Source organism: Jejuibacter sp. L23, from assembly GCF_050815825.1.
GTDB lineage: Bacteria > Pseudomonadota > Gammaproteobacteria > Enterobacterales > Enterobacteriaceae > Jejubacter > Jejubacter calystegiae.
In genome coordinates this window covers 4,509,054-4,533,938 of sequence record NZ_CP138199.1, presented here as the reverse complement: position 1 = coordinate 4,533,938, position 24,885 = coordinate 4,509,054, and the positions used below count along the sequence as shown (strand labels likewise).

Genomic DNA, 24,885 nt, shown 5'->3' with positions numbered 1-24,885 from the left:
CTGGTTCTAACGCGCCATTCATCATACGTCAGTCGGCATTTGTCGGTATGACTTGTCAGTGGCTGCGGTTTCAGAGGTTGTTATGTTATTTATTTTTCGCTTTATTATCGTTGTCGTTTACAGCATCCTGGTATGCATATTCGGTTCGATCTGGTGCCTGTTCAGCCCGCGTAACCCGCGCCACGTGGCGACTTTTGGCCACCTGTTCGCCCGGCTTTCCTGCGTTTTTGGCCTGAAAGTGGAAACCCGTAAACCCGAAGGCGCGGAAAACTACGGTAATGCGGTCTATATTGCCAACCACCAGAATAACTACGATATGGTCACGGCCGCCTATATTGTGCAGCCGCCGACGGTCACGGTTGGGAAAAAGAGCCTGGTCTGGATCCCCTTCTTCGGCCCGATTTACTGGCTGACGGGTAACTTGTTGATTGATCGTAATAACCGGGCCAGGGCCCATGGCACCATCGCTGAAATGGTGCGCCAGATCCATAAACGTAAAATCTCTATCTGGATGTTTCCGGAAGGCACCCGTAGCCGCGGGCGCGGCCTGTTGCCCTTTAAGACCGGCGCTTTCCACGCCGCTATTGCTGCGGGGGTGCCCGTTATTCCGGTCTGCGTTTCCAATACCAATGATAAGGTTAAGCTGAATCGCTGGAATAACGGTCTGGTGATCGTCGAAATGCTGCCGCCGGTGGATGTCAGCCAGTATGGCAAAGATCAGGTGCGTGAACTTTCCGATCACTGCCGTGCGCTGATGCAGGCGAAGATCGACGAACTGAATAAAGAGGTTGCGGAGCGGGAGCGCGCCGGGACTGTGGAAAAGAAACAGACGAATTAACTTTTACCGGACGATTTTGCCGGGTTTTACAGGGAGCAAATATGTCACTCAGTCGGCGTCAGTTTATTCAGGCATCCGGAATAGCACTTTGTGCGGGTGCGGTGCCACTGAGGGCACAAGCGGAAGGGAAACAGCCTGTGTTGCCGGTTCCGCCGCTGCTGGAATCCCGCCGCGGACAACCGCTTTTCTTAACGCTACAGCGTACCCACTGGTCCTTCACCGGCGGAAGCAAGGTATCCGTATGGGGCTTTAATGGCCGCTATATGGGGCCGACCGTTCGGGTCTGGAACGGCGACGACGTCAAACTTATCTACAGCAATCGTCTACAGGAAAATGTGGCGATGACGGTCAGTGGTCTGCTGGTGCCTGGTCCCCTGATGGGGGGCGCGCCGCGTATGATGGGCCCTAATGCCGACTGGGCGCCGGTGTTGCCGGTTCGCCAGCAGGCGGCGACCCTCTGGTATCACGCCAACACGCCGAATCGCTCGGCGCGCCATGTGTATAACGGTCTGGCGGGCATGTGGCTGGTGGAGGACGAAGTCAGCAAGTCTTTACCCATCCCTAATCATTATGGGGTGGACGACTTCCCGGTCATCATTCAGGACAAGCGACTGGATAACTTTGGCGCGCCGGAATACAGCGAACCCGGCAGCGGCGGCTTTGTGGGCGATCGCCTGCTGGTGAATGGCGTACAGGGCCCTTATGTCGAAGTTTCCCGCGGCTGGGTACGTCTGCGCCTGTTGAATGCCTCTAACGCCCGACGCTATCAGCTGCAACTGAGCGATGGCCGTCCGCTGCACGTCATTGCTGGCGATCAGGGCTTTTTACCGGCGCCGGTGTCGGTGCGTCAGCTGTCGCTCGCGCCTGGTGAACGGCGCGAGGTGCTGGTGGATATGACCGATGGCGATGAGGTCTCCCTGACCTGCGGCGAGGCGGCCGGCATTATGGATCGCATTCGCGGCTTCTTCGAGCCCTCGTCGATTCTGGTCTCCAGCCTGGTACTGACGCTGCGCCCCACCGGGCTGCTGCCTCTGGTGACCGATAACCTGCCGATGCGCCTGCTGCCGGATGAGATTCTCAACGGCGCAGCGGTGCGTAGCCGCGATATCGCGCTGGGCAGCGATCCGGGCATTAATGGCCAGCTGTGGGATATGAAGCGTATTGATATCACTACCCAGCAAGGCAGTTGGGAGCGCTGGACGGTACGCGCCGATTCTCCCCAGTCCTTCCATGTGGAAGGAGCGCGCTTCCTGATTCAGGATGTTAATGGCGCGCTGCCGTTTGGCGAGGATCGCGGCTGGAAAGATACCGTGTGGGTGGATGGCCAGGTCGAGCTGCTGGTTTACTTCGAGCAGCCCTCCTGGCCGCATTTCCCGTTCCTCTATTCCAGCCAGACCCTGGAGTTGGCGGATCGCGGCTCCATTGGCCAGATCCTGGCAAACCCGGCCCCCTGATGCGCTATGGCCTTCCCCGATTCCGGGGGAGGCCGCAATCCCTGACAATATCCCTTCTGGTTTTGCCGGAATACGGCGTATAATTTCCGCCCTTTTTGTTGCCCGGAATCCCCATGTCCCGTACCACCCTGATCCAGCCTGAACGCACGCTTTTCTCCTGGCCTCGCTACCGGGATGACCATACGCCCGCGCCCTTTATGCCAATGTCCCGGGCCGAGATGGATAAACTGGGTTGGGACAGTTGCGACATTATCATCGTGACCGGGGATGCCTACGTCGATCACCCGAGCTTCGGGATGGCGATTGTCGGGCGAATGCTGGAATCTCAGGGCTTCCGGGTGGGTATCATCGCTCAGCCGGACTGGCAGAGTAAGCAGGATTTTATGCGGCTTGGTAAACCGAATCTGTTTTTTGGCGTGACCGCCGGCAATATGGATTCGATGATCAACCGCTACACCGCGGACCGTAAACTGCGAAAAGACGACGCCTACACCCCGGGTAACGAAGGGGGCAAGCGGCCCGATCGCGCCACGCTGGTCTACACCCAGCGCTGTAAAGAGGCCTGGAGCGATGTACCTGTCCTGTTGGGCGGTATCGAGGCCAGCCTGCGGCGCATCGCCCACTATGATTACTGGTCGGATAAAGTTCGGCGATCGGTGCTGATTGACGCCAAGGCGGATATGCTGGTGTTCGGCAACGGTGAACGCCCGCTGGTTGAAGTGGCACACCGCCTGGCGGCGGGGGAATCCATTACCGATATCACCGATGTGCGTAATACCGCCTTTATCTGTAAGGCAGCGCTGCCGGGCTGGACCGGCGTTGATTCCACACGCCTTGATACGCCGGGGCGTATCGATCCCATTGCGCATCCTTACGGCGAGGATCTGCCCTGTGCCGATGGCGCAGTGCCGGTTCAGCCGGATGAAGCTCAGCCGGTCACGATACAGCCGCCGCGCCCCAAACCCTGGGATCGCACATACGTGCTGCTGCCCTCTTACGAGAAGGTACAAAACGATAAGGTGTTGTACGCGCATGCCTCGCGCATTCTGCACCATGAAACCAACCCCGGCTGCGCCAGGGCGCTGATGCAGAAGCATGGCGATCGCTATATCTGGCTTAACCCGCCTGCGATTCCGCTTTCCACCGAAGAGATGGACGGCGTCTTCGGCCTGCCGTACCAGCGGGTGCCGCATCCTTCCTATGGCCGCAGAAAGATCCCGGCATACGATATGATCCGTTTCTCGATCAATATCATGCGCGGCTGCTTTGGCGGCTGTTCGTTCTGTTCGATCACCGAGCATGAAGGGCGGATCATTCAGAGTCGATCCGAAGATTCGATAATCAATGAGATCGAAGCGATCCGCGATAGCGTGCCGGGCTTTACCGGTGTTGTCTCCGATCTTGGCGGCCCGACTGCCAATATGTATATGCTGGGATGCAAGTCGCCACGGGCCGAGGAGACCTGCCGCCGTCTCTCCTGCGTTTATCCGGATATCTGTCGGCACATGGATACCGATCATCAACCGACTATCGATCTGTACCGCCGCGCCCGGGCGCTTAAGGGGGTCAAAAAGATCCTGATCGCCTCCGGGGTGCGCTACGATCTGGCGGTAGAAGATCCGCGCTATATTAAAGAGCTGGTGACCCACCATGTGGGAGGCTACCTGAAGATCGCACCGGAACATACCGAATCGGGGCCGCTGTCGAAGATGATGAAGCCGGGTATGGGCAGCTATCACCGTTTTCGTGACCTGTTCGATAAATATTCGCGCGAGGCCGGAAAAGAGCAGTATCTGATCCCCTATTTTATTTCGGCCCACCCCGGCACCCGGGATGAAGATATGGTGAATCTGGCGCTGTGGCTGAAGGAACACCGCTTCCGTCTGGATCAGGTGCAGAACTTCTATCCATCGCCGCTGGCCAATGCCACCACGATGTATCACACCGGTAAAAACCCGCTGACCAAAGTAGGCTATAAGAGCGAAGAGGTGGTGGTGCCGCGCGGCGATCGCCAGCGTCGTCTGCATAAGGCGCTGCTGCGCTACCACGATCCTGCCAACTGGGCGCTGATTCGCAGCGCGCTGGAAGCGATGGGTAAAAAACATCTGATAGGCGCCCGCCCGGGCTGCCTGGTTCCGGCCCCCACGGTAGATGAACTGCGCAACGCTCAGCGTAAGGCGCCACGCGGTCAGGCGGCGCTGACCCGCCATACGCCAATGAACAAACAGCATCGCAAGCCGAAACCGCGCGCCCGCTAATTCGTGAGGAGGCCGAATGAGTAAGACACTGATCCTGGAAGGCAGTCGGATTCACGATATCGGCAGCTTCTACGACCAGATTAACGGCCTGTTTATGGCGGATGAGAGCTGGCAGCTTGGGCCGAGCCTGGATGCCCTGAACGATTTGCTGTACGGCGGTTTCGGCGTCCTGCAGGGCAATGAACCGCTAACGCTGATATGGCGGGATATAGCGCAGAGCAGGGCGGCCCTGGGGCGTGACGCCACCCGTCGTTACTACCAGGATAAACTGGCCCAGCCGCAGCGTTATCATCAGGCGCGTATCAGGCAGGAGCTGGCCTTACTGGAGCGTGGCGAAGGTCCGACTTACTTCGATATCATCCTGGAAATTATCGCTGACCATCCCAACATCACGCTGGTTCCGGCCTGAGTGGTAAAAGCCCGGCGGGAAGCCGGGCCGTGAGGGTTACTGGACGCTAAAGGTATCGGGATCCGGGCCCAGTCGCTTGCCGCTATCGAGCTGTGCGATATCGCCCAGTTCGTCTTTATCCAGCCGGAAGTCCCAGACGTCGAAGTTATCGGCGATGCGCGACGGCGTGACCGATTTGGGAATCACCACCAGCCCGTTATCCAGGTGCCAGCGAATCACAATCTGTGCCGGCGACTTACCGTACTTTTTCGCAAGATCGATAATGACCTTCTTGTCGAAGACTCCTTCGCCGCCCTGAGCCAGCGGACTCCAGGATTCGGTCTGAATATTGTGCGTGGCGTTCCAGGTGTTCAGCTCGCGCTGCTGGAACAGAGGATGCAGCTCAATCTGGTTGATGACCGGCAGTATTCCGGTCTCTTCTTTCAGCCGCTGCAGATGCGGGATATTAAAGTTGCAGACGCCAATGCTTTTCACCAGGCCCTGTTTTTGCAGGTCGATCATGCCTTTCCAGGCGCTGACGTAATGGTCTTTTGCCGGAACCGGCCAGTGCATCAGATACAGATCGAGATAGTCGAGCTGTAACTTTTCCAGACTCGTCTCCAGCGCCTGTTTGGGATCCTGCTGGTCGGCGTTCCACAGTTTGGTGGTGATGAACAGTTCATCACGCGCTACGTCAGCGCTCTTCAGAGCTTGCCCCACGCCTTCCTCGTTGTGATAGGCGGCAGCGGTATCGATGGAGCGATAGCCGACCTCCAGCGCCTTATGTATGGCCGTGATTACCTCGTCGTTGCTCGCTTTCCATACGCCGAGCCCCAACTGCGGCATCAGATTCCCGTCCTTTAGTTTGATTAGGGTTGGATTTGCCATCTGTTCCTCCTGTAAGCATCGGAGCCGGAAGGTGTCCGGCGGCAGGATTTCCCCTCACCCCGGCCCTCTCCCGAAGGGAGAGGGCCGGGGTGAGGGGAAACATACCTGCCTGATTATTAATTCTGGACCAAATACCCAAAAACGAAAGTATCTTAACGGGCCGCCTCATAGATACGGCGGCTGACATCCAGGGTGATATCGCCATGCTCGCCAAGCCCGGTCATACCGTGTTCTTCCAGCTTCGCCAGCAGTGCCGGGATGCTGCTACCGTCCAGATCGTAGTCGCGCATCCGGGTTGGAACGCCCATCCGCTCGAAGAAGTCGCGGGTGGCGGCGATAGCGGCATCAATACGCTGTTCGTCGCTACCTTCGCGGATATTCCAGACTCGCTCTGCATACTGCAGCAGTTTGGCGTGCTTGCTGTCGCGTTTTTCATTCAGCAGCGACGGCAATACGACAGCCAGAGTCTGGGCGTGATCCAGCCCGTGCATGGCGGTCAGTTCGTGGCCCAGCATATGGGTGGCCCAGTCCTGGGGAACCCCGGCGCCGATCAGACCGTTCAGCGCCATGGTGGCGCCCCACATCAGGTTGGCGCGTACATCGTAGTTTTCCGGCTCGTCAAGCGCGCGTGGGCCTTCTTCGACCAGAGTCTGCAGAATACCTTCGGCGAAGCGATCCTGGATTTTGGCGTTCACAGGCCAGGTCAGATACTGCTCCACGGTGTGAACGAAGGCATCCACCACGCCGTTGGCAACCTGGCGCGGCGGAAGAGTATAAGTGTAGACCGGATCGAGCACAGCGAAGCGTGGTTGTACATGCGGTGACTTAAAGGCCTGCTTATCTCCAGTCGTGCGCCGTGAAATAACCGCCCCCTGGTTGGATTCAGAGCCGGTGGCTGGCAGCGTCAGAACGGAACCCAGCGCAATGGCGCTGTGGATCTCACTGCCAGAGTTTTCCAGAATCTGCCACGGATCGACATTTTCCGGATAGCGAGCCGCGGCAGCGATAAATTTAGTGCCGTCCAGCACCGAACCACCGCCCACCGCCAGCAGGAAGTCGATCTTTTGCTGGCGGACCTGATCCACGGCTTTCATCAGCGTCTCATAGGTTGGGTTCGGTTCAATACCGCTAAACTCATGGACTTCCATCCCTGTCAGCGCATCGTACACCTGATCGAGCACGCCGTTCTTCTTCACGCTGCCGCCGCCGTAGGTAATCAGCACCCGGGCGTCGGCCGGAATCTGTTCGCGCAGGTCGGCAATAGCGCCTTTGCCGAACAGGATGCGGGTCGGGGTATGAAGGTTAAAATTATTCATGGGTGAACTCCGTCTGGTTCAAAAAGGGTATGGCATTATTCTGCGACGACGGGCCCCCGAGCCTCAATGCTCATTCCTGCCTTTGTCTTGCCTGTTTCTCCATAATTGTGGAGAAAGTGTCTGGAGTTATGCACAATGGCTATCGAGAATGAACGGCGGTAAAGGGGGGATGGCAATGGCGCATATGGCAATCTGTCAGCAACTGACGGAAAGAATTAATAGACTGAAACAAAATGAAAAAATAACTGAAGATAGCGTGCCAGGGCTTTCGCTGATGTACGGTACTGCGCCGCATCCCAGGGCGCCGGTCGTGTATCAGCCCGGTATCATTTTTCTCTTTTCCGGACATAAAACAGGCTATCTCAATGGTAGGGTGTTTCAGTACAGCGCCAGCGACTACCTGCTGCTAACAGTGCCGCTGCCGTTTGAATGTGAAACTCAGGCCACGCCGGAACAGCCCCTGGCGGGAATGCGTATCAACGTGGATATTGCCCAGCTCCAGGAGTTGTTGATCGAGATTGGCGAAGACACGGCTTTCCAGCCACGGCCGGTAGTTAGCGGTATTAATCCGACCCCGCTCACTGAAGATATTCTCTGCGCCGCGGAGCGACTGCTGGACGTGCTGGAAAATCCTCTGCAGGCCCGGGTTCTGGGGCGCCAGATTATCCGTGAAATCCTGTTCTACGTGCTGACTGGCCCCAGCGGCGGGGCGCTGATCCAACTTTCCAGCCGTCAGAGCCATTTCAGTCTGATTGGTCGGGTACTGCGGCGGATAGAAACCCACTATATGGAAAGTTTGAGCGTCGATCAGATGGCGGCAGAGGCCAATATGAGCATCTCGGCGTTTCACCACAACTTTAAGGCGGTAACCAGCACGTCGCCGCTTCAGTATCTGAAGAGCTGGCGATTGCATAAGGCGCGAATGTTGATGTTGCACGATGGCGTGAAGGCCAGCGCGGCGGCAATACAGGTGGGCTATGAAAGTCCTTCCCAGTTCAGTCGTGAATTTAAGCGCTATTTTGGCGCCACGCCGCAGCGGGAAGTGGAAAAGATGCGCAGCATGCCGCCGCTGCCGGAAGGCGAAGCGACGGCAGGCAGAGGCCGTCAGGAACGGGCGTAGCGTTTTTTCAGAACCACCGCCAGAGCGCTGACCAGGCCTGCGACCAGCAGTACCACCGGTAGTACCATCAGGAAGGTCATCACCTGCTCTTCATGGCGCTGTACGAAGGGCACCAGACCCAGCGCATAACCGAAACTGGTGACAGACACCACCCACAGCAGGCCGCTCAGCCAGTTAAAAAGCTGGAAACGGCGGTTCGGCAGACCAGAAAGCCCCGCCAGGGTTGGCAACAGAGTACGGACGAAAGCCAGAAAACGACCCGCCAACAGCGCCAGCAGCCCGTGCCTGTCAAACATTCGGGTGGCGCGCTGGTGGTAGTGCAGGGGTAATTGTTCCAGCCAGCTCTGGACGAGGCGGGTATTCCCCAGCCAGCGCCCCTGAAGATAGCTCAGCCAGCAGCCCAGGCTGGCGGCAATGGTCAGCAACACAATCGTAGGAATAAAGCCCATGACGCCCTGGCTTATCAGGGCGCCCGCCAGAATCAGCAGGCTATCTCCCGGCAGGAAGGAAGCGGGCAGCAGACCGTTTTCCAGAAACAGCGTGACAAACATGACGAAATAAACGAAACCCACCACGTGGGGATCCGCGAGCGCGGTGAAGTCATGTTGCCAGAGCGCGGCGACGATATTCTCTATAACGGTCATGGGTGTTCCTGTGGAAAGAGCGAACTGCGTATCGGGGGCTATTGTAACCGGAAAAACCCCGGGAGCGGTGGCCCTGGGGCAATAAAATGCAGAAACTTTGACCCAGAGTGTTCATCACCGCGTCCACCGCCGGAAACCTTACGCGATACGGGCGAATCCCGCTGCTAAATCCGCAATTAAATCTTCAACGTTTTCTAAACCGATGTGTAATCTGACCAGAGTTCCGTTGAAGTCTGGCTGACCACCCGGGCGAATAGCTGCCAGTTCTTCCGGCTGATTGGCGAGAATCAGCGATTCAAAACCGCCCCAGGAGTAGGCCATTGAAAAGTGCTGGAAGTGGTCGAGGAACTGCGCCATGGCGGCATCATCGAGCCGCTTGTTCAGTACGAAGGAGAACAGGCCGCTACAGCCCAGGAAGTCGCGTTTCCAGAACTCATGGCCCGGGCTTTGCGGCAGGGCAGGGTGGTTCACCCGCGCCACCAGGGGCTGTTCGGCCAGCCACTGCGCCACGGTGATGCTGCTCTCCTGATGCTGGCGCAGGCGCACCGCCAGGGTACGCAGACCGCGACTGGTAACGTAGGCGGTATCGGCATCCACCATCTGACCCATCAGATAGGCGTTTTCCCGCAGTTGCTCCCAACAGCGCTCGTTCGCTACCGCCGTACCGATCATGGCATCCGAATGGCCCACCAGATATTTGGTCCCGGCCTGAATCGATATATCGATTCCGAACTCCAGCGCCTTAAACAGCACCCCGGCGGACCAGGTATTGTCGATCATAATGATAGCGTCCGGCGCTTTGCTGCGTACGGCGCGTACAATCGCGGGGATGTCCTGCACTTCCATGGTGATAGAGCCAGGGGATTCCAGGAAGACGATGCGGGTGTTGGGCTGGACCAGATCGGCGATGTTTTCCCCTACCATGGGATCAAACCAACTGGTAGTCACCCCCAGCTTCGCCAGAATTCGGGTACACAGATCCTGAGTGGGCTCATAGGCACTGTTGGTCACCAGAATATGGTCGCCCTGTTCCACAAAGGCGAGAACCGTATTGGCTACCGCCGCTGCGCCGCAGGGAAACAGCGCGCAGCCTGCGCCCCCTTCCAGCTCGCACATCGCTTCCTGGAGCGAAAAGTGGGTCAGGGTGCCGCGACGGCCATAGAACAGTTCGCCGCTGGCCCGGCCTTTGGTGGCGCGTTTTTTCTCTTCGACGCTGTCGAAAACCAGCGACGATGCGCGCTGAATCACGCTGTTGACCGAGCCCTGGGTATAGCGTTTACGCCGACCGGCATGCACCAGGGTAGTTTCGATATGCTGCTTTGTCATTGTCATCCCCATCTTTACGTCTGGATGTCCAAAATAAGCCACTGGGCCTCTTAGCGCAATGGGCAAGAAGGCGAAAGGGTGAACGCCTCTCTTTTTTTACTGCGTAAACGCAAGGAAAATGAGGACAAAGTGCGTCAGCATGTAAATACTAATGAGAACGACTATCAATTCGAAGCCGTTTTGGTATTATTACGAACAGTTTTTCTCTAAATTTCGTCCTGGAGAGTTAGTGTGACAGAGAATTTGATGCAGACGGATCTCTCCGTCATGGGTATGTATCATCATGCCGATATCGTTGTGAAGATAGTGATGATCGGCCTGATTCTGGCGTCAGTGGTCACCTGGGCCATCTTCTTTAGCAAGGGTGTGACCATGCTGAAGCAGAAGAGCCGCCTTAAGCGTGAACAGCAGGCTCTGGATGGGGTTCGTTCACTGGAAGAAGCGAATGAAAAATCGGCTTCTTTCGGAAACGGCAGTCTCTCTGCTCTGCTGCTTCAGGAAGCGCAGAATGAACTCGAACTCTCCGCGGGCAGTGAAGATAACGAAGGGATTAAAGAGCGTACCGGCTTTCGTCTGGAACGTCGCGTGGCTTCCGTTGGCCGCCTGATGGGGCGCGGCAATGGCTACCTTGCCACTATCGGCGCTATCTCTCCGTTTGTCGGGCTGTTCGGTACTGTATGGGGAATCATGAACAGCTTCATCGGTATCGCCCAGACCCAGACCACCAACCTGGCCGTCGTGGCACCGGGTATCGCGGAAGCGCTGCTGGCTACGGCCATTGGCCTGGTGGCGGCGATTCCGGCGGTGGTTATCTACAACATCTTCGCCCGCGTCATCGGTGGTTTTAAAGCCTCTCTGGGTGACGTGGCGGCGCAGGTTCTGCTGCTGCAAAGCCGTGACCTTGACCTGGAGGCCACCGCGGCAAATCGTCCGGTACAATCCGCCCGTAAACTGCGTGTAGGTTGATGCGCTATGGCGATGCACTTTAATGAAAACGTCGATAACGACGGCGAAATGCACGATATCAACGTCACGCCCTTTATCGACGTGATGCTGGTGTTGTTGATTATCTTTATGGTGGCGGCGCCCCTGGCGACGGTGGACGTGAAAGTTAACCTGCCAGCGTCCAGCAGCAAGCCGGCGCCGCGCCCGGAAAAACCGGTTTATCTGTCGGTGAAGGCGGACAACAGCATGTTCCTTGGCGATGATGCGGTCACCAAAGAGAATATGGTCAACGCGCTGAACGCCATGACGCAAGGTAAGAAGGACACCACCGTGTTCTTCCGCGCCGATAAGACCGTGAACTATGAAACCATGATGGATGTAATGGACACACTGCGCCAGGCAGGCTATCTCAAGATTGGTCTGGTGGGACAGGAAGTTTCCCATAAGTAGCGGTTTTTTTAGCGTTAAAACGGTAAACCCCGGCACTGAATGTCGGGGTTTTTTTATGAGCTTCAGACTTTAAGAGCACGTGCTTTGACAGCGCCGCCCCGTCATCACAGAATAGCGCTACAGGTCATGGGGAGCGGGCTATGAAGGATGAAAGACATCAGCGGATACTGGCGTTGCTCGGCCAGCACAACTGGGTAGCCACCGATGTTCTGGCATGCGCCCTGGCGGTAAGCCAGGAGACGCTGCGCCGCGATCTGCGCGAACTTCAACGTCAGGGAAAGATTCTGCGCAGCCATGGGCGGGCGCGTAGCCTGATGGCAGGGACATCCTATGCCGATCCGTTTCGCGCTCGCCAGAAGAGCCACCACGCCCGCAAAGCGGATATCGCCCGTCAGGCGCTACCCTGGATCGTCGAAGGTATCACCCTGGCGCTGGATGCCAGCACGACCAGTTGGTATCTGGCGCGCCAGCTCCCCGATCTGCCCCTCAGGGTATTCACTAACAGTTTGCGTATTTGCCAGGCGCTGGAACGGCGATCGCATATCCAACTGTTGCACAGCGGCGGCTGGCTCGATCGCGACAGCGCCTGCTATGAGAATCCGGCCCTGTTGGCGCTGTTGCGCCACATAGAAATCGATCTGTTTATCTTCTCCTGCCAGGGGGTGGATGCCGCGGGAGATATCTGGGACGTTCAGGGCTGGAATGCGCGTTTTAAACAACTGCTGCTAAGCCGTGCGGAGCAGTCGCTACTGCTGATGGATGGCAGCAAACGCGGTCGTACCGGTGAGGAGTGTATTGGCTCGCTGAGCGAGGTGACAGCGCTTATCGATGATAAAAACCGTGCACCGTAAACATCCGTAAGCCCGCTTTTACGCCGCGTTGGCTACGCTATACTGGCGGCTCCTTTTTTACTCAGCAGGACGTTTATGGAGCGCTTTTTTGAGAATGCGATGTACGCCACTCGCTGGCTGCTGGCACCGGTCTACTTTGGTCTGTCGCTGGCGTTGATCGCTCTGACGGTTAAGTTCTTTCAGGAGATCATCCACGTCATTCCCAACCTTTTTACCATCGCCGAATCGGATCTGATTCTGCTGCTGCTGTCGCTGGTGGATATGACGCTGGTGGGGGGGCTACTGGTGATGGTGATGTTCTCTGGCTACGAAAACTTTGTCTCTCGTCTGGATATTAACAGCAACAAAGAGAAGTTGAACTGGCTGGGAAAAATGGATGCCACATCACTGAAAAATAAAGTGGCGGCCTCGATTGTGGCTATCTCCTCAATTCATCTGCTACGCGTCTTTATGGACGCGAAGAACGTTCCGGATAATAAGCTGATGTGGTACGTGATTATCCACCTCACCTTTGTGCTCTCTGCTTTTGTCATGGGTTATCTGGACAAACTTACCCGTGGGGATCATTAACCGCGTAACAGGCCCGGCGGCTTGCCGGGCCTGCCGGGATCATTTATCTGAAGATGCCTGCCACAGATTCAGTTCTCCGTCGCTGACGTGAGCATCGATGGCCTTCAGCTCTTCCTCGCTAAAGCGCAGGTTGTCCAGCGCCTTCACGTTCTCTTCCAACTGCTCAGTGCGGCTGGCGCCAATCAGTACCGAGGTGACGCGATTATCCTTGAGCAGCCAGCTCAGGGCCATCTGAGCCATGCTCTGACCGCGAGCCTGGGCCATATCATTAAGGAGACGCAGGCTGTTAAGATTGCGTTCACTAAGCATATTTTCCGTCAGACCGCGGGCTTTTTTACCTTCGTGCTGCATGCGCGATCCGGCCGGAATACCGTTCAGGTATTTCCCGGTCAGCAGACCCTGAGCCAGCGGCGTAAAGGCGATACAGCCCATCCCGTTTTCCTCCAGGGTATCGAGCAGGCCACTGCTGTCCACCCAGCGATTCAGCAGGTTATAAGAGGGCTGATGGATCAGCAGCGGAATGCCCTGTTCGCGCAGCAGGCGCGCCATCTCAGCGCTACGCTCCGGCGAATAGGAGGAGATCCCGACATAGAGCGCTTTACCGCTCTTCACCGCGTGAGCAAGGGCGCCAGCGGTCTCTTCCATTGGGGTGTTTTCGTCCACCCGGTGCGAATAGAAGATATCCACGTAATCAAGCCCCATACGCTGCAGGCCCTGATCGAGGCTTGCCAGCAGATACTTGCGCGAGCCGCCGCTGCCGTAGGGGCCGGGCCACATGTCATAGCCCGCTTTGGTCGAAATGATCAGTTCGTCGCGATAGCTGGCGAAATCTTCGCGCAGCAGACGGCCAAAGTTGGTTTCGGCACTGCCCGGCGGCGGCCCGTAGTTGTTGGCAAGGTCAAAGTGGGTGATGCCCAGATCGAACGCTTTGCGCAGCAGGGCACGCTGGTTATCCAGCGGACTGACGTCACCGAAGTTGTGCCACAGGCCAAGGGAAAGAGCGGGGAGTTGCAGACCGCTGCGACCGCAGTAGCGGTACTGCATCTGTTCGTAGCGGGAGGGGTTGGCAAGGTAAGGCATGGTTACTCCTTTCTTGTTTTTGAAACGGTGTTTCTAATCCCTATACTAAAGCGCCCGCTGTCGTTATACCACCCCGGAATTCTGAGGATTTTGCACCGCCAGCCAGCGCGCCGGTTCGGCGAGGATCTGTCGGTACAGCCGATAAAGCGTGTCCGGCGTGGGGACGTCATGGCTCGCCTGACCGTGACGACGATGGGCCTGCCAGGTCATGGCTGCCTGAATCAGCGGCGTTTCTGACGGCGGTTTGCCGGATGCTGCCAGCAGGGGAGCCAGATCTTCCGGGGTCAGAGCGGCCAGTTGCGGCTGCGCTCGCTCAAGGAAGGTTCGGGTGATATCCAGCAATGTCTGAGCGCTAAAGTGTGCCGACTGGGCCATAAACAGCAGCCCGCAGCATCCGACACTCTGGTGAAAGCGACAGCTAACCGCATAGCCGACCTTCAGTTCATCCCGCAGTTGCCGGAAGTAATCCGGCGCCAGCAGCGCGGCCAGCAGGCGCACGGCGCTTTCGCTGGCGGGAAGGGTATCGGGAGCCGGACAGAAGAGCAGAATGGCTGTTTCATCGCTGGCCGCTGGCAGATAGTGGTGCCCACTGGTGGCAGGGGTGGGCGCTTTATCCCGGGTCAGTGGCCACGGCAGCCTGCTAAGCCGCTGCTCCAGTTGCCGACGCAGCGCGTCATCGCCGCCCATCAGCGCCGCCTGCCAGCACGGTTTATCTTCCGGGGGCTCCAGCAATGCCGGAAGCTGCGCCATCAGGGCGCGTAGGGCAATCTCACCCATCAACTGCTGGTGACGACGATCCAGGGCGGTATCGCCTCGTCGCCACGCTTCGGGCGTCATCTGTCCGAATGCGTTCAGTACGCTGTCCAGCGCCCATTCCATCACCAGCGGCGGGCCGCTTAACGTCAACAGCCATTCGCCGCCGACGCAGTCGAATTCCATGTCTCCGCCGTAGTGGCGGCAGGCCGCCGCCAGCGGTGCGCAAACCAGTTGCAGGGCCAGGCCTTGCCCGTCAGGCAGTCGCGCGCCAAGCAAAAAGATTGGTGCTCCCTGCCATGTTAGCTGCGCCAGTTCGACTGACCGCGACGGCGTTGGTGAAGGAGCGGGGCAGTGGCCATCCATAAATTGCCAGCCTGTCACCGGGGGCACGTCGCTGGTGGAGGGATACTCTCCCATCTCCAGGCTGAATCCCTGGCTGTTAACCGTCTGTCCGTCGAGCTGGGGCGTGCTGTACAGGCGCAACAGGCTGTCCGGCGTGATTGCCTGTAACAGCGGCCGCCACGCTTTGGAACAGGCGGCTTCACCCAGCATCAACGCCCGGGAGCGTAGCTGTTCCAGAGGGGAGCAGGCGTTAAATTCGCGCCGGGCCAGCGTCGCATAGTGGCGGGCGATTTCCGGACTCTGGCGTTGTAACTGCGCCAGCCAGTCGAAAAACAGGGCGGCGATACTTTCCGGCGCGGCTTCGCCGCAGGGAAGGTCAATAGCCAGTATCCGGGTATGTGGATTTTCCAGCACCTGGCGCAGTGCCGGGCGAGCGCCTGGAGCCTGTTTGCCCAATGCCTGAGCCAGGCTGCCTGGCGCATCGTCCTGAATAAATCCCTGGAGCAGGGCCGCAGCTTCGACAATAGCGGGATGATTATCAACGGCGAAGGTCAGCCGCAGTAGTGGCGTCTCCGCCAGCTTTAGCGCCATACGCCGTGGTTCAACGGCAAGGGGAAGAGCGATCGGGAACGGTTCTGCGCCATTGGGCAACTGCGCCCAGGGGGCGCTCAGCGCCATGAGCGTTTCTTCGCTTTGCGGTCCCTGGAGCCACAGCGACATATTGCCAGCGTGGTAATGGCGTTGGTGGAAATCGCGCAAGGCGGCCCGGATTGCCTGCGCGTCTTCGCCGAAGGTGGCCTGGCGACCGACATGAAAGCGATGCAGGGCCGGGGAGCCCGTACAGGCCAGTAGCGTCGCGGCTTCGCGCAGGGTTTCACCGTGGCGCTTAAGCAGGCCATATTCGGCATCAATAGCCGCGGTTTCCGCCTGGATAGCCGCCAGGGGAAAGGCCGGGGCAGACAGCATATCGTGCAGGCGCTCCAGACCGTCAGCCAGTCGTCCGAACCCGACCTCAAAAAAGAAGGCGGTCTGTTCACCGCGAGTGGTGGCGTTGAGCTGCCCACCCTGGCGCTGAACCCAGGGCATCAGCCGCTGCTGGTCACGGTAGCGGGCGCTTTCGGCAAACAGCGTATGTTCCAGCAGATGGGCCAGCCCGGGCCAGGCATCGGGTTCGTGACAGCTGCCGGTTTCGATGCGAACCAGCGCCGCCGCCCGCTTCGCCCCCGGCTGCGTAATGGCATGGACCCGCAGTCCGTTGGCGAGGCGGCGAACGATCATACGTGGCTCTTGTAGATGAGCTGTGAATTAGCGCGGTTACGGAACTGAAGCTGATGGATATCGAGCGATGCGCACTCCGCCTGGCGGCGGGCTTCGATAATCTTACCGTGATGGGGGGATTTGCTGCACACCGGGTCGGCGTTGGCGGCATCGCCGGTCAGCATATAGGCCTGGCAGCGACAGCCGCCGAAGTCTTTGGTCTTTTCCGGGCAGGAGCGGCAGGGCTCCGGCATCCAGCTATCGCCGCGAAAGCGGTTAAAGCCGAAGGATTCGAACCAGATATGCTTAAGACTGTGCTCCAGCACCGACGGGAATTCGATCGGCAACTGACGGGCGCTGTGACAGGGCAGCGCGGTGCCTTCCGGCGTAACGCTCAGGAATACCGCTCCCCAGCCGCCCATGCAGCCTTTAGGGCGCTCTTCATAGTAGTCCGGGGTTACGAACAGCAGGTCGGTCAGTACGCCGTCACGCTCCATACGGGTGCGGTAACGGGCGACCACCTCTTCCGCCCGGGCGATCTGATCGCGGGTCGGCAGCAGCCCTTCGCGGTTCAGGAACGCCCAGCCGTAGAACTGGCAGGTGGCAAGCTCCACGTCGTCGGCTTCCAGCGTCAGGCTCAGGTCGAGGATCTTATCGATCTGATCGATATTGTGGCGATGCAGAACAAAGTTGAGCACCATCGGGTAGCCGTGCTCTTTCACCGCTTTCGCCATTTCCAGCTTACGCTCGAACGCTTTCTGGGATCCCGAAAGCGCAGCATTGAGATCCGGATCGCTGGCCTGGAAGCTGATCTGAATGTGATCCAGCCCGGCATCGGCGAAGTCGGCGATCTTTTTGCGCGTCAGACCAATGCCGGAGGTGATCAGGTTGGTGTAGAAACCAAGATCGCGCGCCGCCCGAATCAGCTCGGGCAGATCCTTACGGGTCAGCGGCTCGCCGCCGGAAAAACCGAGCTGTACCGCACCCATCTCTCTGGCCTGTTCAAAGACCCGGATCCACTGATCGGTGGTCAGCTCTTTTTCCTGGCTCGCGAAATCCAGCGGGTTAGAGCAGTAAGGGCACTGCAGCGGGCAGCGGTAGGTCAGCTCTGCCAGCAGCCACAGCGGCGGTTTAATGGCTAATTCACTCTGGCTCACGTAATAAAATCCATTTCTGTTGCACCACGCGCGGGAAGAAGGCGACAACGTCGTTATCCACGCCTCCTGCATCGGGGTAGCGCTGGTTAAGTTCATCGATTATCCCGGCAATGGAGCGCTTACCGTCCACCAGCTGCAGAATTTCCGCTGCGGGGCCGTTCAGCTTTGCCATACCTTCCGGGTAAAGAATCACATGGCAATTTTGCGCCTCTTCCCACTGCAGGCGGTAGCCACGGCGGAAAACGGGGATCTGTTCGGTACTCATCAGACGAGCCTCGTGGTATGCCAGGCGTCTTTATCGGTGACGCTGTGATAGGGTTTGCGATGCAGCTCATAGGCCATGGTCATGGCATCCAGCATCGTCCACAGGATATCCAGTTTGAACTGTAGGATCTCCAACATTCTTTGCTGTCTTTCAACCGTAGTACAGAATGTTTTTGCAAGCGTAAGACCGTGTTCCACGTCGCGACGGGCCTCATTCAGACGGCGGCGGAAGTAGTCGTAACCTTCGGCTTCGATCCACGGGTAGTGGCCGGGCCAGGTGTCCAGCCGCTTCTGGTGGATCTGCGGTGCGAATAGCTCGGTCAGGGAGCTACAGGCGGCCTCCTGCCAGATGGTGCGGCGCGCGAAGTTAACGTAAGCGTCCACTGCGAAGCGCACTCCCGGCAGCACATGCTGATGGGAAATCAGCTCTTCACGCTTCAAACCGACCGCTTCACCCAGCCGCAGCCAGGCTTCAATGCCGCCCTCGGCGCCCTGATAGCCATCGTGATCCAGAATGCGCTGAACCCACTTGCGGCGGGTGTCGGGATCCGGACAGTTAGCCATGATCGCCGCATCTTTCAACGGGATATTGACCTGATAGTAGAAGCGGTTCGCCACCCAGCCCTGGATCTGCTCCCGGGTCGCCTGGCCGTTGTGCATCGCCACGTGATAAGGGTGATAAATATGGTAGTAAGCGCCTTTGTCACGCAGCGCCTGCTCGAATTGTTCAGGGGTCATGGGTGCGGTTTGCATAGTCGTGTTTTACCTAAATTTCGATGAGCATGCCGTCGTGGCTGACTTCAATACCGTGGCGGGTTAGCGCCAGGCGTTCAGCGGACTCCTCATCAAGAATGGGGTTAGTGTTATTAATATGAATAAGGATTTTGCGCCGGGCCGGTTGAGCCGCCAGCAGCGCCATCAGACCCTGCTGTTCGCCAAGGGCCAGGTGTCCCATCTCTTTGCCGGTATGGCTGCCGACGCCGGTGGCGGCCAGCTCGTCATCCTGCCACAGGGTACCGTCCACAAGCAGACAATCAGCGCGCCGGAACCAGGGCATCAGCGCCTCGTCAGGCTCGCCCAGCCCGGGGGCATAGAGCAGCGTGCTGCCGCTGGCGGTATCTTCCACAAACAGCGCCACGTTGTGTCCGGGCAGCGGACGGCCGCGATATTTCGAATAGGGCGGCGCATTGCTGACGATGGGCAGGGCGGTAATACGCAGCGTCGGGCAGATTCCGGGGTTAAAGGCTTCGTCCGGTGTTATCTGGTGATATACCAGACCGCCATTCCAGTGCGACAGCATGGGAAACAGCGGGAACCCCTCATTAAGGTCGTCATGGACTTCGGGGGTGCACCAGACCTGATGCGGGCAGCCTTCACGCAGGCTTAGCAGCCCGGTGGTGTGATCTATCTGACTGTCGGTCAGAATAATGGCGCCAATCGCGGTTCCCCGCAGAACATCGGTCTTGTGGAGTTCGGGATTCGCGGCCAGCTGTTGGGCTATATCGGGTGAGGCGTTACACAGGATCCAGTTTTTCCCGTCGTCGCTCAGCGCGATGGAAGACTGGGTACGCGGCGTGGCTTTGATGGTACCGTTGCGAACGCCCCGACAGTTCCGGCAGTTGCAGTTCCACTGAGGAAAACCGCCCCCGGCGCCGGAACCCAGGACTTTAATTTTCATGGTAAATCCGTTTTGGTGGGAAAGGCTCCTCCCGATTCGGGAGAAGCCGGGCGTGCTTAGCGGTTGGAAATGTACAGCGTCACTTCCAGGCCTAAACGCATATCTTCAAAATCAGGCGTGCACCATGTTTTCATATTATTTACCTCCGGTTATTAATCGCCACCCAGTCAGGGCTATCCGTTATGTTAACGAGGGACTGACTTGCCACTCTCCCGCTTATCAGGATAGCGTCAGGGTGATAATCCCGGGTTTTGGACCCGGGTCATGAGGCCCTATTTTAGATCACGATCACAATTTTTAATTAACAAATCATGCAAACCATTAACGGGTTTCGCACGATTAACTAACCCCAGCTCTGCTTCAGCACCCGTAGCCAGTTGCGCCAGCACAGTTTTTCCAGTAATGAGTCCGGGTAGCCCGCCTGGCGCAGGGCATCGATAAGATGTGGAAGCGCCGCCACATCGCGGAGCGCGTCCGGGGTTTGAGTACCATCGAAATCCGAACCGAAGCCGACTCTGTCTTCCCCCAGTTTTTCAATCAGGTAGTCAATATGGCGCACCACCTGAGTCAGGGGGGTGTCGGATTCCCGCTTGCCGTCGTCGCGCAGGAAGGCGTTGCCGAAATTAACGCCAACCAGGCCGTCGCTGGCGGCGATGGCGGCCAGTTGATCGTCGGTAAGGTTACGCGGCTGGGGACAGATGGCATGGGCGTTAGAGTGGCTGGCGACCAGCGGCGCATCGCTCAGTTCAGCGGTATCGAAAAAGGCTTTCTGATTCATATGTGAGACGTCCAGCATTATACCCAGCCGGTTACAGGCGTGAATCAGTTGCCGACCGGCCTGCGTCAATCCGGGGCCGCTGTCCGGCGAGCCGGGAAAGCTGCCGTTAATTCCTTCACCAAAGGCATTCGGCAGATTCCAGAAGGGGCCGATACTGCGCAGGCCCGATTGATACCATCCTTCGAGCTGGCTCAGATCCGCATCCAGCGCCGCTGCGCCTTCGATATGCATCACCATCGCGATTGCGCCGTCGTGAATACTGTTCTCGATCTCCGTTGCGTTCAGGCACAGACGCGCCCGGCCCCTGGAGCGCCCAACCAGCTCGTGCAGCAGCGCCATCTGGCGTTCGGTAATCTCCAGTGCGCTCAACTGTTCCGCCTGCTCCTGAGAGATATTGAGCATCTGCGCCACGTAGTGGGCCGGAGGTACAAAAACGGCGAACAGACCGCCCACAAAGCCGCCCTGGCGCATACGCGCATAATCGAGCTGTCCCGGCATCGTGCCATCAAGGAAATCCTCAATCGGCGAGCCTGACAGCATCCACAGTTGCAGGAGCAGATCGTTATGCCCGTCAAAGACAGGAAACGCATGTTTATTCATAGAGTTATTCATCTTTTCAGGCTCCTGTAGCAGAAGGGGAACGGTGGGCCCGGATAACCGGCGAGAACATTAATTCTACTAATGTTAACGATATGTCTATTAAATTTTAATCTTTAACAAAAATTTTTAACATATCCGAAAAAGTGATATGTTGATCGGGCTTTGACTGTTTCAGACGGTATCGCTCCGGTGCCGCCCAGCGTCAGCCATAGCATAATTTTTTGATTTATTGGGAATTATTGCACTTTTTGACTCTGTAGTGACTCCTGGATAGTGAAAAAAACAAAAGAGGCAGTAGAGATGAGGAAGTTGGCGCTTGTCATGCCCGCGGCCAATCTGCTGGGCGCGAACCACAAAGTGGACGTAGCGGAAGAGAAAACCGTCGATGTATTGCTGGTTGGCGGTGGAATCATGAGCGCGACGCTGGGCACGTTGTTGCAGGAACTCGAACCGGACTGGACCATCGAAATGGTGGAACGCCTGGACGGTGTGGCGCAGGAGAGTTCGAACGGCTGGAACAACGCGGGTACAGGCCACTCCGCGCTGGCGGAACTGAATTATACCCCCGAAACCGCCGACGGCGTGGAGATTACCAAAGCCGTTAACATCAATGAATCCTTCCAGATAACCCGCCAGTTCCTGGCATGGCAGGTTCGCAATGGCGTTCTGCATAACCCCCAGAGTTTTATCAACAGCGTCCCGCATATGAGTTTCGTCTGGGGCGATCGGAACGTCAACTTTCTGCGCAAACGTTTTGCCGCCCTGCAGCAGAGTACCCTTTTCCGCGGTATGGAGTATTCAGAAGATCCGGAGCAGATCAAAGCATGGGTACCGCTGATGATGGAAGGGCGCGATAGCGAACAGAAGGTCGCCGCCACCCGTATTGGTATCGGCACCGACGTGAACTTTGGCGAAATCACCCGTCAACTGGTGGCATCGCTGCAGAAGAAACCCAACTTCAGGATGCACCTGAATACCGAGGTTCGCACACTGAAGCGCAACAGTGACGGTACCTGGAGCGTGACCCTTGCCGACAGTAAAACCGGCCAGGATCGGGTGGTCAAAACAAAGTTTGTCTTCCTGGGGGCGGGCGGCGCATCGCTGAGCCTGCTGCAAAAATCCGGTATTCCGGAAGCGAAAGAGTATGCCGGTTTCCCGGTGGGCGGTGAGTTCCTGGTGACCGATAACCCGGAAGTAGTCAACCGTCACCTGGCGAAGGCGTATGGTAAAGCATCGGTAGGGGCGCCGCCGATGTCGGTACCGCATCTGGACACCCGGGTGCTGGATGGCAAGCGCGTGTTGTTGTTCGGGCCTTTCGCCACCTTTTCGACCAAATTCCTGAAGAGCGGCTCGCTCTGGGATCTGTTCGGCACCATCAACGGCTCCAACCTGATGCCGATGATGCGGGTCGGGCTCGATAACTTCGATCTGGTGAAGTACCTTATCAGCCAGGTGATGCAGAGCGATGAAGACCGCTTTGACGCGCTGCGCCAGTACTACCCGGATGCGAATCCGGATGAATGGCGTTTATGGAAAGCCGGGCAGCGGGTGCAGATCATTAAGCGCGATCCGCAAAAAGGCGGGGTGCTGCGTCTGGGCACCGAGATCGTAGGCGATCGCGAAGGCACCATCGCCGCGCTGCTGGGGGCGTCGCCGGGGGCATCGACCGCCGCGCCTATTATGCTCAACCTGCTGGAGCGGGCCTTCAGCGAGCAGATGGCCACCGCTCCCTGGCGTATGAAGCTACAGCAGATCATTCCATCCTGGGGCACAAAGCTTAATGGTAATGTCGAGGCGACCGAACAGGCGCTGAGCTATACCAGCGAAGTGCTGCAACTGGATAACCCGGTCCCGACCTGGCGTCCCGATGCCGCCCCGGAGCCGGATCGCGGTATTCCGGCCGCACAACCGGAAACGGTGGCCGATATCGCGCTCTGATTTCCGCGTTGCTGATGGCGCCGCGCGTTTTCACGCGGCGTTTTCTCCCTTCTGCGAATATTCTTAATTACGGCAAAGTGCCGGGCGGCGGGCAGAAATATCGGCCAGGTTTGCCAGAGGGGCGCAATTTTGCTATCCCCAACATAACATCATGACTGAACGGCAGCCGCGGCTGCCGTTCGGTCATTTTGGCAGGGGGATCGGTCGACTTAAAGGTAAATCATGCGGAAAATCCGCCCGTTGCGGAATCGGTATTCAAAACGTCCTGCAGCTTACGCCTGCCGGATATTTTGACTACGGGGTCCAGCACGCGCCGTTCTGGCTTGCCCGGTGACGGCTCCGGCACCCGATATCAGACGCTTTTTCCCGATCCCCTTATCAGACGCTCTCAGGCTCCGGTCTGGCGGGCGAGGTGTGCCTGATGGCGTCCGGGTACTTTGCCGGAAACGGGGTTTGTTGATGACAGAGGTTTTTCCGCTCGGGTGGCGACACCGGTCGTCGGCCGTGACCTGGCAGGAGAAAATTGCGATGCAGACAAACTCATCATCTGTAGATCAGGAACTGCCGCAGCAGGTCAGCGATGTCACAATAGTGGACAAACCGCTGATGAAGCGCGCCATTGGTGCGGCTTCGCTGGGAAACGCCATGGAGTGGTTTGATTTCGGCATCTACGGCTACCTGGCTGTCATTCTGGGTTCGGTCTTTTTCCCGGATGCCAGCCCGGTAGCGCAGTTGCTGTCGACCTATGCCGCCTTTGCGGTGGCCTTCCTGGTTCGCCCTCTGGGTGGACTTTTCTTTGGCCCCTTAGGGGATCGCATTGGCCGTAAGAAAGTACTGGCATTAACCATGATTCTGATGGCGCTGGGCACGTTTTCCATAGGGCTTATCCCCAGCTATGCCGCTATCGGACTATGGGCGCCGGCGCTGCTGCTACTGGCGCGTCTGGTTCAGGGATTTTCCACCGGTGGTGAATATGGCGGTGCCGCGACCTTTATTGCCGAATATGCGCCGGATAAAAAGCGCGGCTTTATGGGAAGCTGGCTGGAGATCGGCACGCTGTTCGGGCTGGTGATATCGGCGATGCTGGTGACCGGTCTGACGCACCTGTTGGGCAATGAGGCAATGCGCGAGTGGGGCTGGCGAATTCCCTTTCTGATCGCCGGTCCGTTGGGGCTTTTAGGGGTATGGTTGCGGCTGCGGCTGGAGGAGACTCCGGCCTTTCGTCAGTACCTGGAAAAGCAGGCGCCGAAAGAGAAGCCGCCCGGCATGGTACAGCAGTGGCGGGATCTGCTGGCGAACAGCCTGCGCCCGTTTCTGATCTGCATCGGGCTGGTGTTTATCCTTAACGTTTCGGACTACATGCTACTGACCTGGATGCCGGGCTACCTGAATGTGGTGATGGGGTTTAGCGAACTTCAGGGGCTGGCGGTGGTAATGGTCGCCATGCTGTGCATGATGGCGGTGATCCCCTTTGTTGGCATGCTGTCGGATCGCATCGGGCGCCGTCCGCTGTGGATGACCGGCTGTCTGGGGTTCCTGTTCCTGTCGCTGCCCTGCTTCTGGCTACTGGGTAGCGGCAATCTGGGGCTGGCGTTTGTGGGGATGCTGGTACTTGGCCTGCTGCTGAGCTGTTTTCTGAGTACCGTGGCTTCCACGCTTCCGGCGCTGTTCGCCACTTCGGTCCGCTATGGCGGTATGGCGATCGCCTATAATCTCTCCACCTCGCTGTTTGGCGGTACGGCGCCGCTGTTTAGCGCGTGGCTGGTGGAAAGCACCGGGCACCCGCTCGCACCGGCGTTTTATCTGATGTTTGCCGCAGCCGTTGGGGGAACCGCTGCCTGGCTGAGCAAAGAGAGCTCTCGCCAGCCGCTGGCTGGTTCGCCGCCAGCAGTGGAAAGTCACTCAGAAGCGGTGGCGCTGGTAAGGCGTAACCGCAAGCGACGTATTGGCATGAAGCCGCTTTCGGCCCGATAAAAGAACGCCGGGC

Annotated in this window: 23 protein-coding genes; 11 read left to right on the top strand and 12 right to left on the bottom strand. The window is 58.1% G+C overall.

Annotated elements, in window-relative coordinates:
* The first annotated feature begins 82 nt into the window (after nucleotides 1-82).
* The 4 genes from SCU88_RS21560 (at nucleotide 83) to SCU88_RS21545 (ending at nucleotide 4,959) form a co-directional block, all read left to right on the top strand.
* Nucleotides 83-838: a 1-acylglycerol-3-phosphate O-acyltransferase gene (locus SCU88_RS21560; RefSeq protein WP_138093831.1), complete on the top strand. Its 756-nt coding sequence runs from the start codon at nucleotides 83-85 to the stop codon at nucleotides 836-838.
* A gap of 41 nt (nucleotides 839-879) precedes the next feature.
* Nucleotides 880-2,292, top strand: a complete 1,413-nt coding sequence (ftsP, locus tag SCU88_RS21555) for a cell division protein FtsP (RefSeq protein WP_138093829.1) — start codon at nucleotides 880-882, stop codon at nucleotides 2,290-2,292.
* Between the two features lie 113 nt (nucleotides 2,293-2,405).
* Nucleotides 2,406-4,550, top strand: coding sequence for a YgiQ family radical SAM protein (locus SCU88_RS21550; protein ID WP_175340750.1), 2,145 nt, complete (start codon nucleotides 2,406-2,408; stop codon nucleotides 4,548-4,550).
* Nucleotides 4,551-4,566: 16 nt separating this feature from the next.
* Nucleotides 4,567-4,959, top strand: a complete 393-nt coding sequence (locus SCU88_RS21545) for a barstar family protein (RefSeq protein WP_138093825.1) — start codon at nucleotides 4,567-4,569, stop codon at nucleotides 4,957-4,959.
* 36 nt (nucleotides 4,960-4,995) lie between these two features.
* On the opposite strand, the gene dkgA is transcribed toward SCU88_RS21545, so the two are convergent.
* Both dkgA and yqhD read right to left on the bottom strand, forming a co-directional pair.
* Nucleotides 4,996-5,826 (bottom strand): 2,5-didehydrogluconate reductase DkgA, encoded by an 831-nt coding sequence (dkgA, locus tag SCU88_RS21540; RefSeq protein WP_175340749.1) that lies wholly within the window; start codon nucleotides 5,824-5,826, stop codon nucleotides 4,996-4,998.
* A 152-nt stretch (nucleotides 5,827-5,978) separates the two neighbouring features.
* A complete protein-coding gene (yqhD, locus tag SCU88_RS21535) occupies nucleotides 5,979-7,142 on the bottom strand; it encodes an alcohol dehydrogenase (RefSeq protein ID WP_175340748.1) in 1,164 nt (387 codons plus the stop codon).
* 175 nt (nucleotides 7,143-7,317) lie between these two features.
* Here yqhD and SCU88_RS21530 point away from each other — a divergent pair, with 175 nt between their 5' ends.
* Nucleotides 7,318-8,262 carry an AraC family transcriptional regulator N-terminal domain-containing protein gene (locus tag SCU88_RS21530; RefSeq protein ID WP_175340747.1) on the top strand — a complete coding sequence of 315 codons (945 nt, stop codon included), beginning with the start codon at nucleotides 7,318-7,320 and terminating at the stop codon, nucleotides 8,260-8,262.
* Here the strand turns inward: SCU88_RS21530 and SCU88_RS21525 are convergent.
* Together SCU88_RS21525 and metC are read right to left on the bottom strand one after the other, a co-directional pair.
* Nucleotides 8,247-8,906, bottom strand: coding sequence for a VTT domain-containing protein (locus SCU88_RS21525; RefSeq protein WP_175340746.1), 660 nt, complete (start codon nucleotides 8,904-8,906; stop codon nucleotides 8,247-8,249). The genes SCU88_RS21530 and SCU88_RS21525 overlap by 16 nt on opposite strands.
* A gap of 138 nt (nucleotides 8,907-9,044) precedes the next feature.
* On the bottom strand, nucleotides 9,045-10,232 hold the full coding sequence (gene metC / locus SCU88_RS21520) for a cystathionine beta-lyase (protein ID WP_175340745.1): 1,188 nt from the start codon (nucleotides 10,230-10,232) through the stop codon (nucleotides 9,045-9,047).
* Between the two features lie 231 nt (nucleotides 10,233-10,463).
* Between metC and exbB the strand changes: the two genes are divergently transcribed.
* The 4 genes from exbB to SCU88_RS21500 all read left to right on the top strand — a co-directional run bounded on the left by exbB (nucleotide 10,464) and on the right by SCU88_RS21500 (nucleotide 13,048).
* Nucleotides 10,464-11,198 (top strand): tol-pal system-associated acyl-CoA thioesterase, encoded by a 735-nt coding sequence (exbB, locus tag SCU88_RS21515; RefSeq protein ID WP_138093812.1) that lies wholly within the window; start codon nucleotides 10,464-10,466, stop codon nucleotides 11,196-11,198.
* Between the two features lie 6 nt (nucleotides 11,199-11,204).
* Nucleotides 11,205-11,627 carry a TonB system transport protein ExbD gene (gene exbD, locus SCU88_RS21510; protein WP_138093811.1) on the top strand — a complete coding sequence of 141 codons (423 nt, stop codon included), beginning with the start codon at nucleotides 11,205-11,207 and terminating at the stop codon, nucleotides 11,625-11,627.
* A 140-nt stretch (nucleotides 11,628-11,767) separates the two neighbouring features.
* Nucleotides 11,768-12,478 (top strand): L-fucose operon activator, encoded by a 711-nt coding sequence (gene fucR, locus SCU88_RS21505; RefSeq protein WP_175340744.1) that lies wholly within the window; start codon nucleotides 11,768-11,770, stop codon nucleotides 12,476-12,478.
* A gap of 75 nt (nucleotides 12,479-12,553) precedes the next feature.
* Nucleotides 12,554-13,048 (top strand): TIGR00645 family protein, encoded by a 495-nt coding sequence (locus tag SCU88_RS21500; RefSeq protein WP_138093809.1) that lies wholly within the window; start codon nucleotides 12,554-12,556, stop codon nucleotides 13,046-13,048.
* 39 nt (nucleotides 13,049-13,087) lie between these two features.
* On the opposite strand, the gene mgrA is transcribed toward SCU88_RS21500, so the two are convergent.
* From mgrA to SCU88_RS21460, 8 genes are all read right to left on the bottom strand, one after another.
* The gene (gene mgrA / locus SCU88_RS21495; protein WP_138093808.1) at nucleotides 13,088-14,128 is read right to left on the bottom strand and encodes an L-glyceraldehyde 3-phosphate reductase; all 1,041 of its coding nucleotides are present in this window, start codon (nucleotides 14,126-14,128) and stop codon (nucleotides 13,088-13,090) included.
* A 63-nt stretch (nucleotides 14,129-14,191) separates the two neighbouring features.
* Nucleotides 14,192-16,504, bottom strand: a complete 2,313-nt coding sequence (gene pqqF, locus SCU88_RS21490; protein WP_175340743.1) for a pyrroloquinoline quinone biosynthesis protein PqqF — start codon at nucleotides 16,502-16,504, stop codon at nucleotides 14,192-14,194.
* Nucleotides 16,501-17,640 carry a pyrroloquinoline quinone biosynthesis protein PqqE gene (gene pqqE / locus SCU88_RS21485; protein ID WP_175340742.1) on the bottom strand — a complete coding sequence of 380 codons (1,140 nt, stop codon included), beginning with the start codon at nucleotides 17,638-17,640 and terminating at the stop codon, nucleotides 16,501-16,503. The genes pqqF and pqqE overlap by 4 nt, the downstream gene beginning before the upstream one ends.
* A complete protein-coding gene (gene pqqD / locus SCU88_RS21480; protein WP_138093804.1) occupies nucleotides 17,627-17,905 on the bottom strand; it encodes a pyrroloquinoline quinone biosynthesis peptide chaperone PqqD in 279 nt (92 codons plus the stop codon). Before pqqD ends, pqqE begins: the two co-directional genes overlap by 14 nt.
* Entirely contained in the window at nucleotides 17,905-18,642 is a 738-nt protein-coding gene (pqqC, locus tag SCU88_RS21475; RefSeq protein ID WP_421804789.1) for a pyrroloquinoline-quinone synthase PqqC, read from the bottom strand. Before pqqC ends, pqqD begins: the two co-directional genes overlap by 1 nt.
* Before the next feature lie 28 nt (nucleotides 18,643-18,670).
* Nucleotides 18,671-19,582: a pyrroloquinoline quinone biosynthesis protein PqqB gene (gene pqqB, locus SCU88_RS21470; protein ID WP_175340741.1), complete on the bottom strand. Its 912-nt coding sequence runs from the start codon at nucleotides 19,580-19,582 to the stop codon at nucleotides 18,671-18,673.
* A 56-nt stretch (nucleotides 19,583-19,638) separates the two neighbouring features.
* Nucleotides 19,639-19,716, bottom strand: a complete 78-nt coding sequence (pqqA, locus tag SCU88_RS21465) for a pyrroloquinoline quinone precursor peptide PqqA (RefSeq protein ID WP_138099083.1) — start codon at nucleotides 19,714-19,716, stop codon at nucleotides 19,639-19,641.
* Nucleotides 19,717-19,925: 209 nt separating this feature from the next.
* Complete coding sequence (locus tag SCU88_RS21460) at nucleotides 19,926-20,972, bottom strand: membrane dipeptidase (protein WP_175340740.1); 1,047 nt, start codon at nucleotides 20,970-20,972, stop codon at nucleotides 19,926-19,928.
* Between the two features lie 309 nt (nucleotides 20,973-21,281).
* On the opposite strand from SCU88_RS21460, the gene mqo reads away from it, so the two are divergent.
* On the top strand, nucleotides 21,282-22,898 hold the full coding sequence (gene mqo, locus SCU88_RS21455; protein ID WP_431810186.1) for a malate dehydrogenase (quinone): 1,617 nt from the start codon (nucleotides 21,282-21,284) through the stop codon (nucleotides 22,896-22,898).
* A 528-nt stretch (nucleotides 22,899-23,426) separates the two neighbouring features.
* On the top strand, nucleotides 23,427-24,872 hold the full coding sequence (proP, locus tag SCU88_RS21450; protein WP_138093794.1) for a glycine betaine/L-proline transporter ProP: 1,446 nt from the start codon (nucleotides 23,427-23,429) through the stop codon (nucleotides 24,870-24,872).
* The last annotated feature ends 13 nt before the right edge of the window (nucleotides 24,873-24,885 follow it).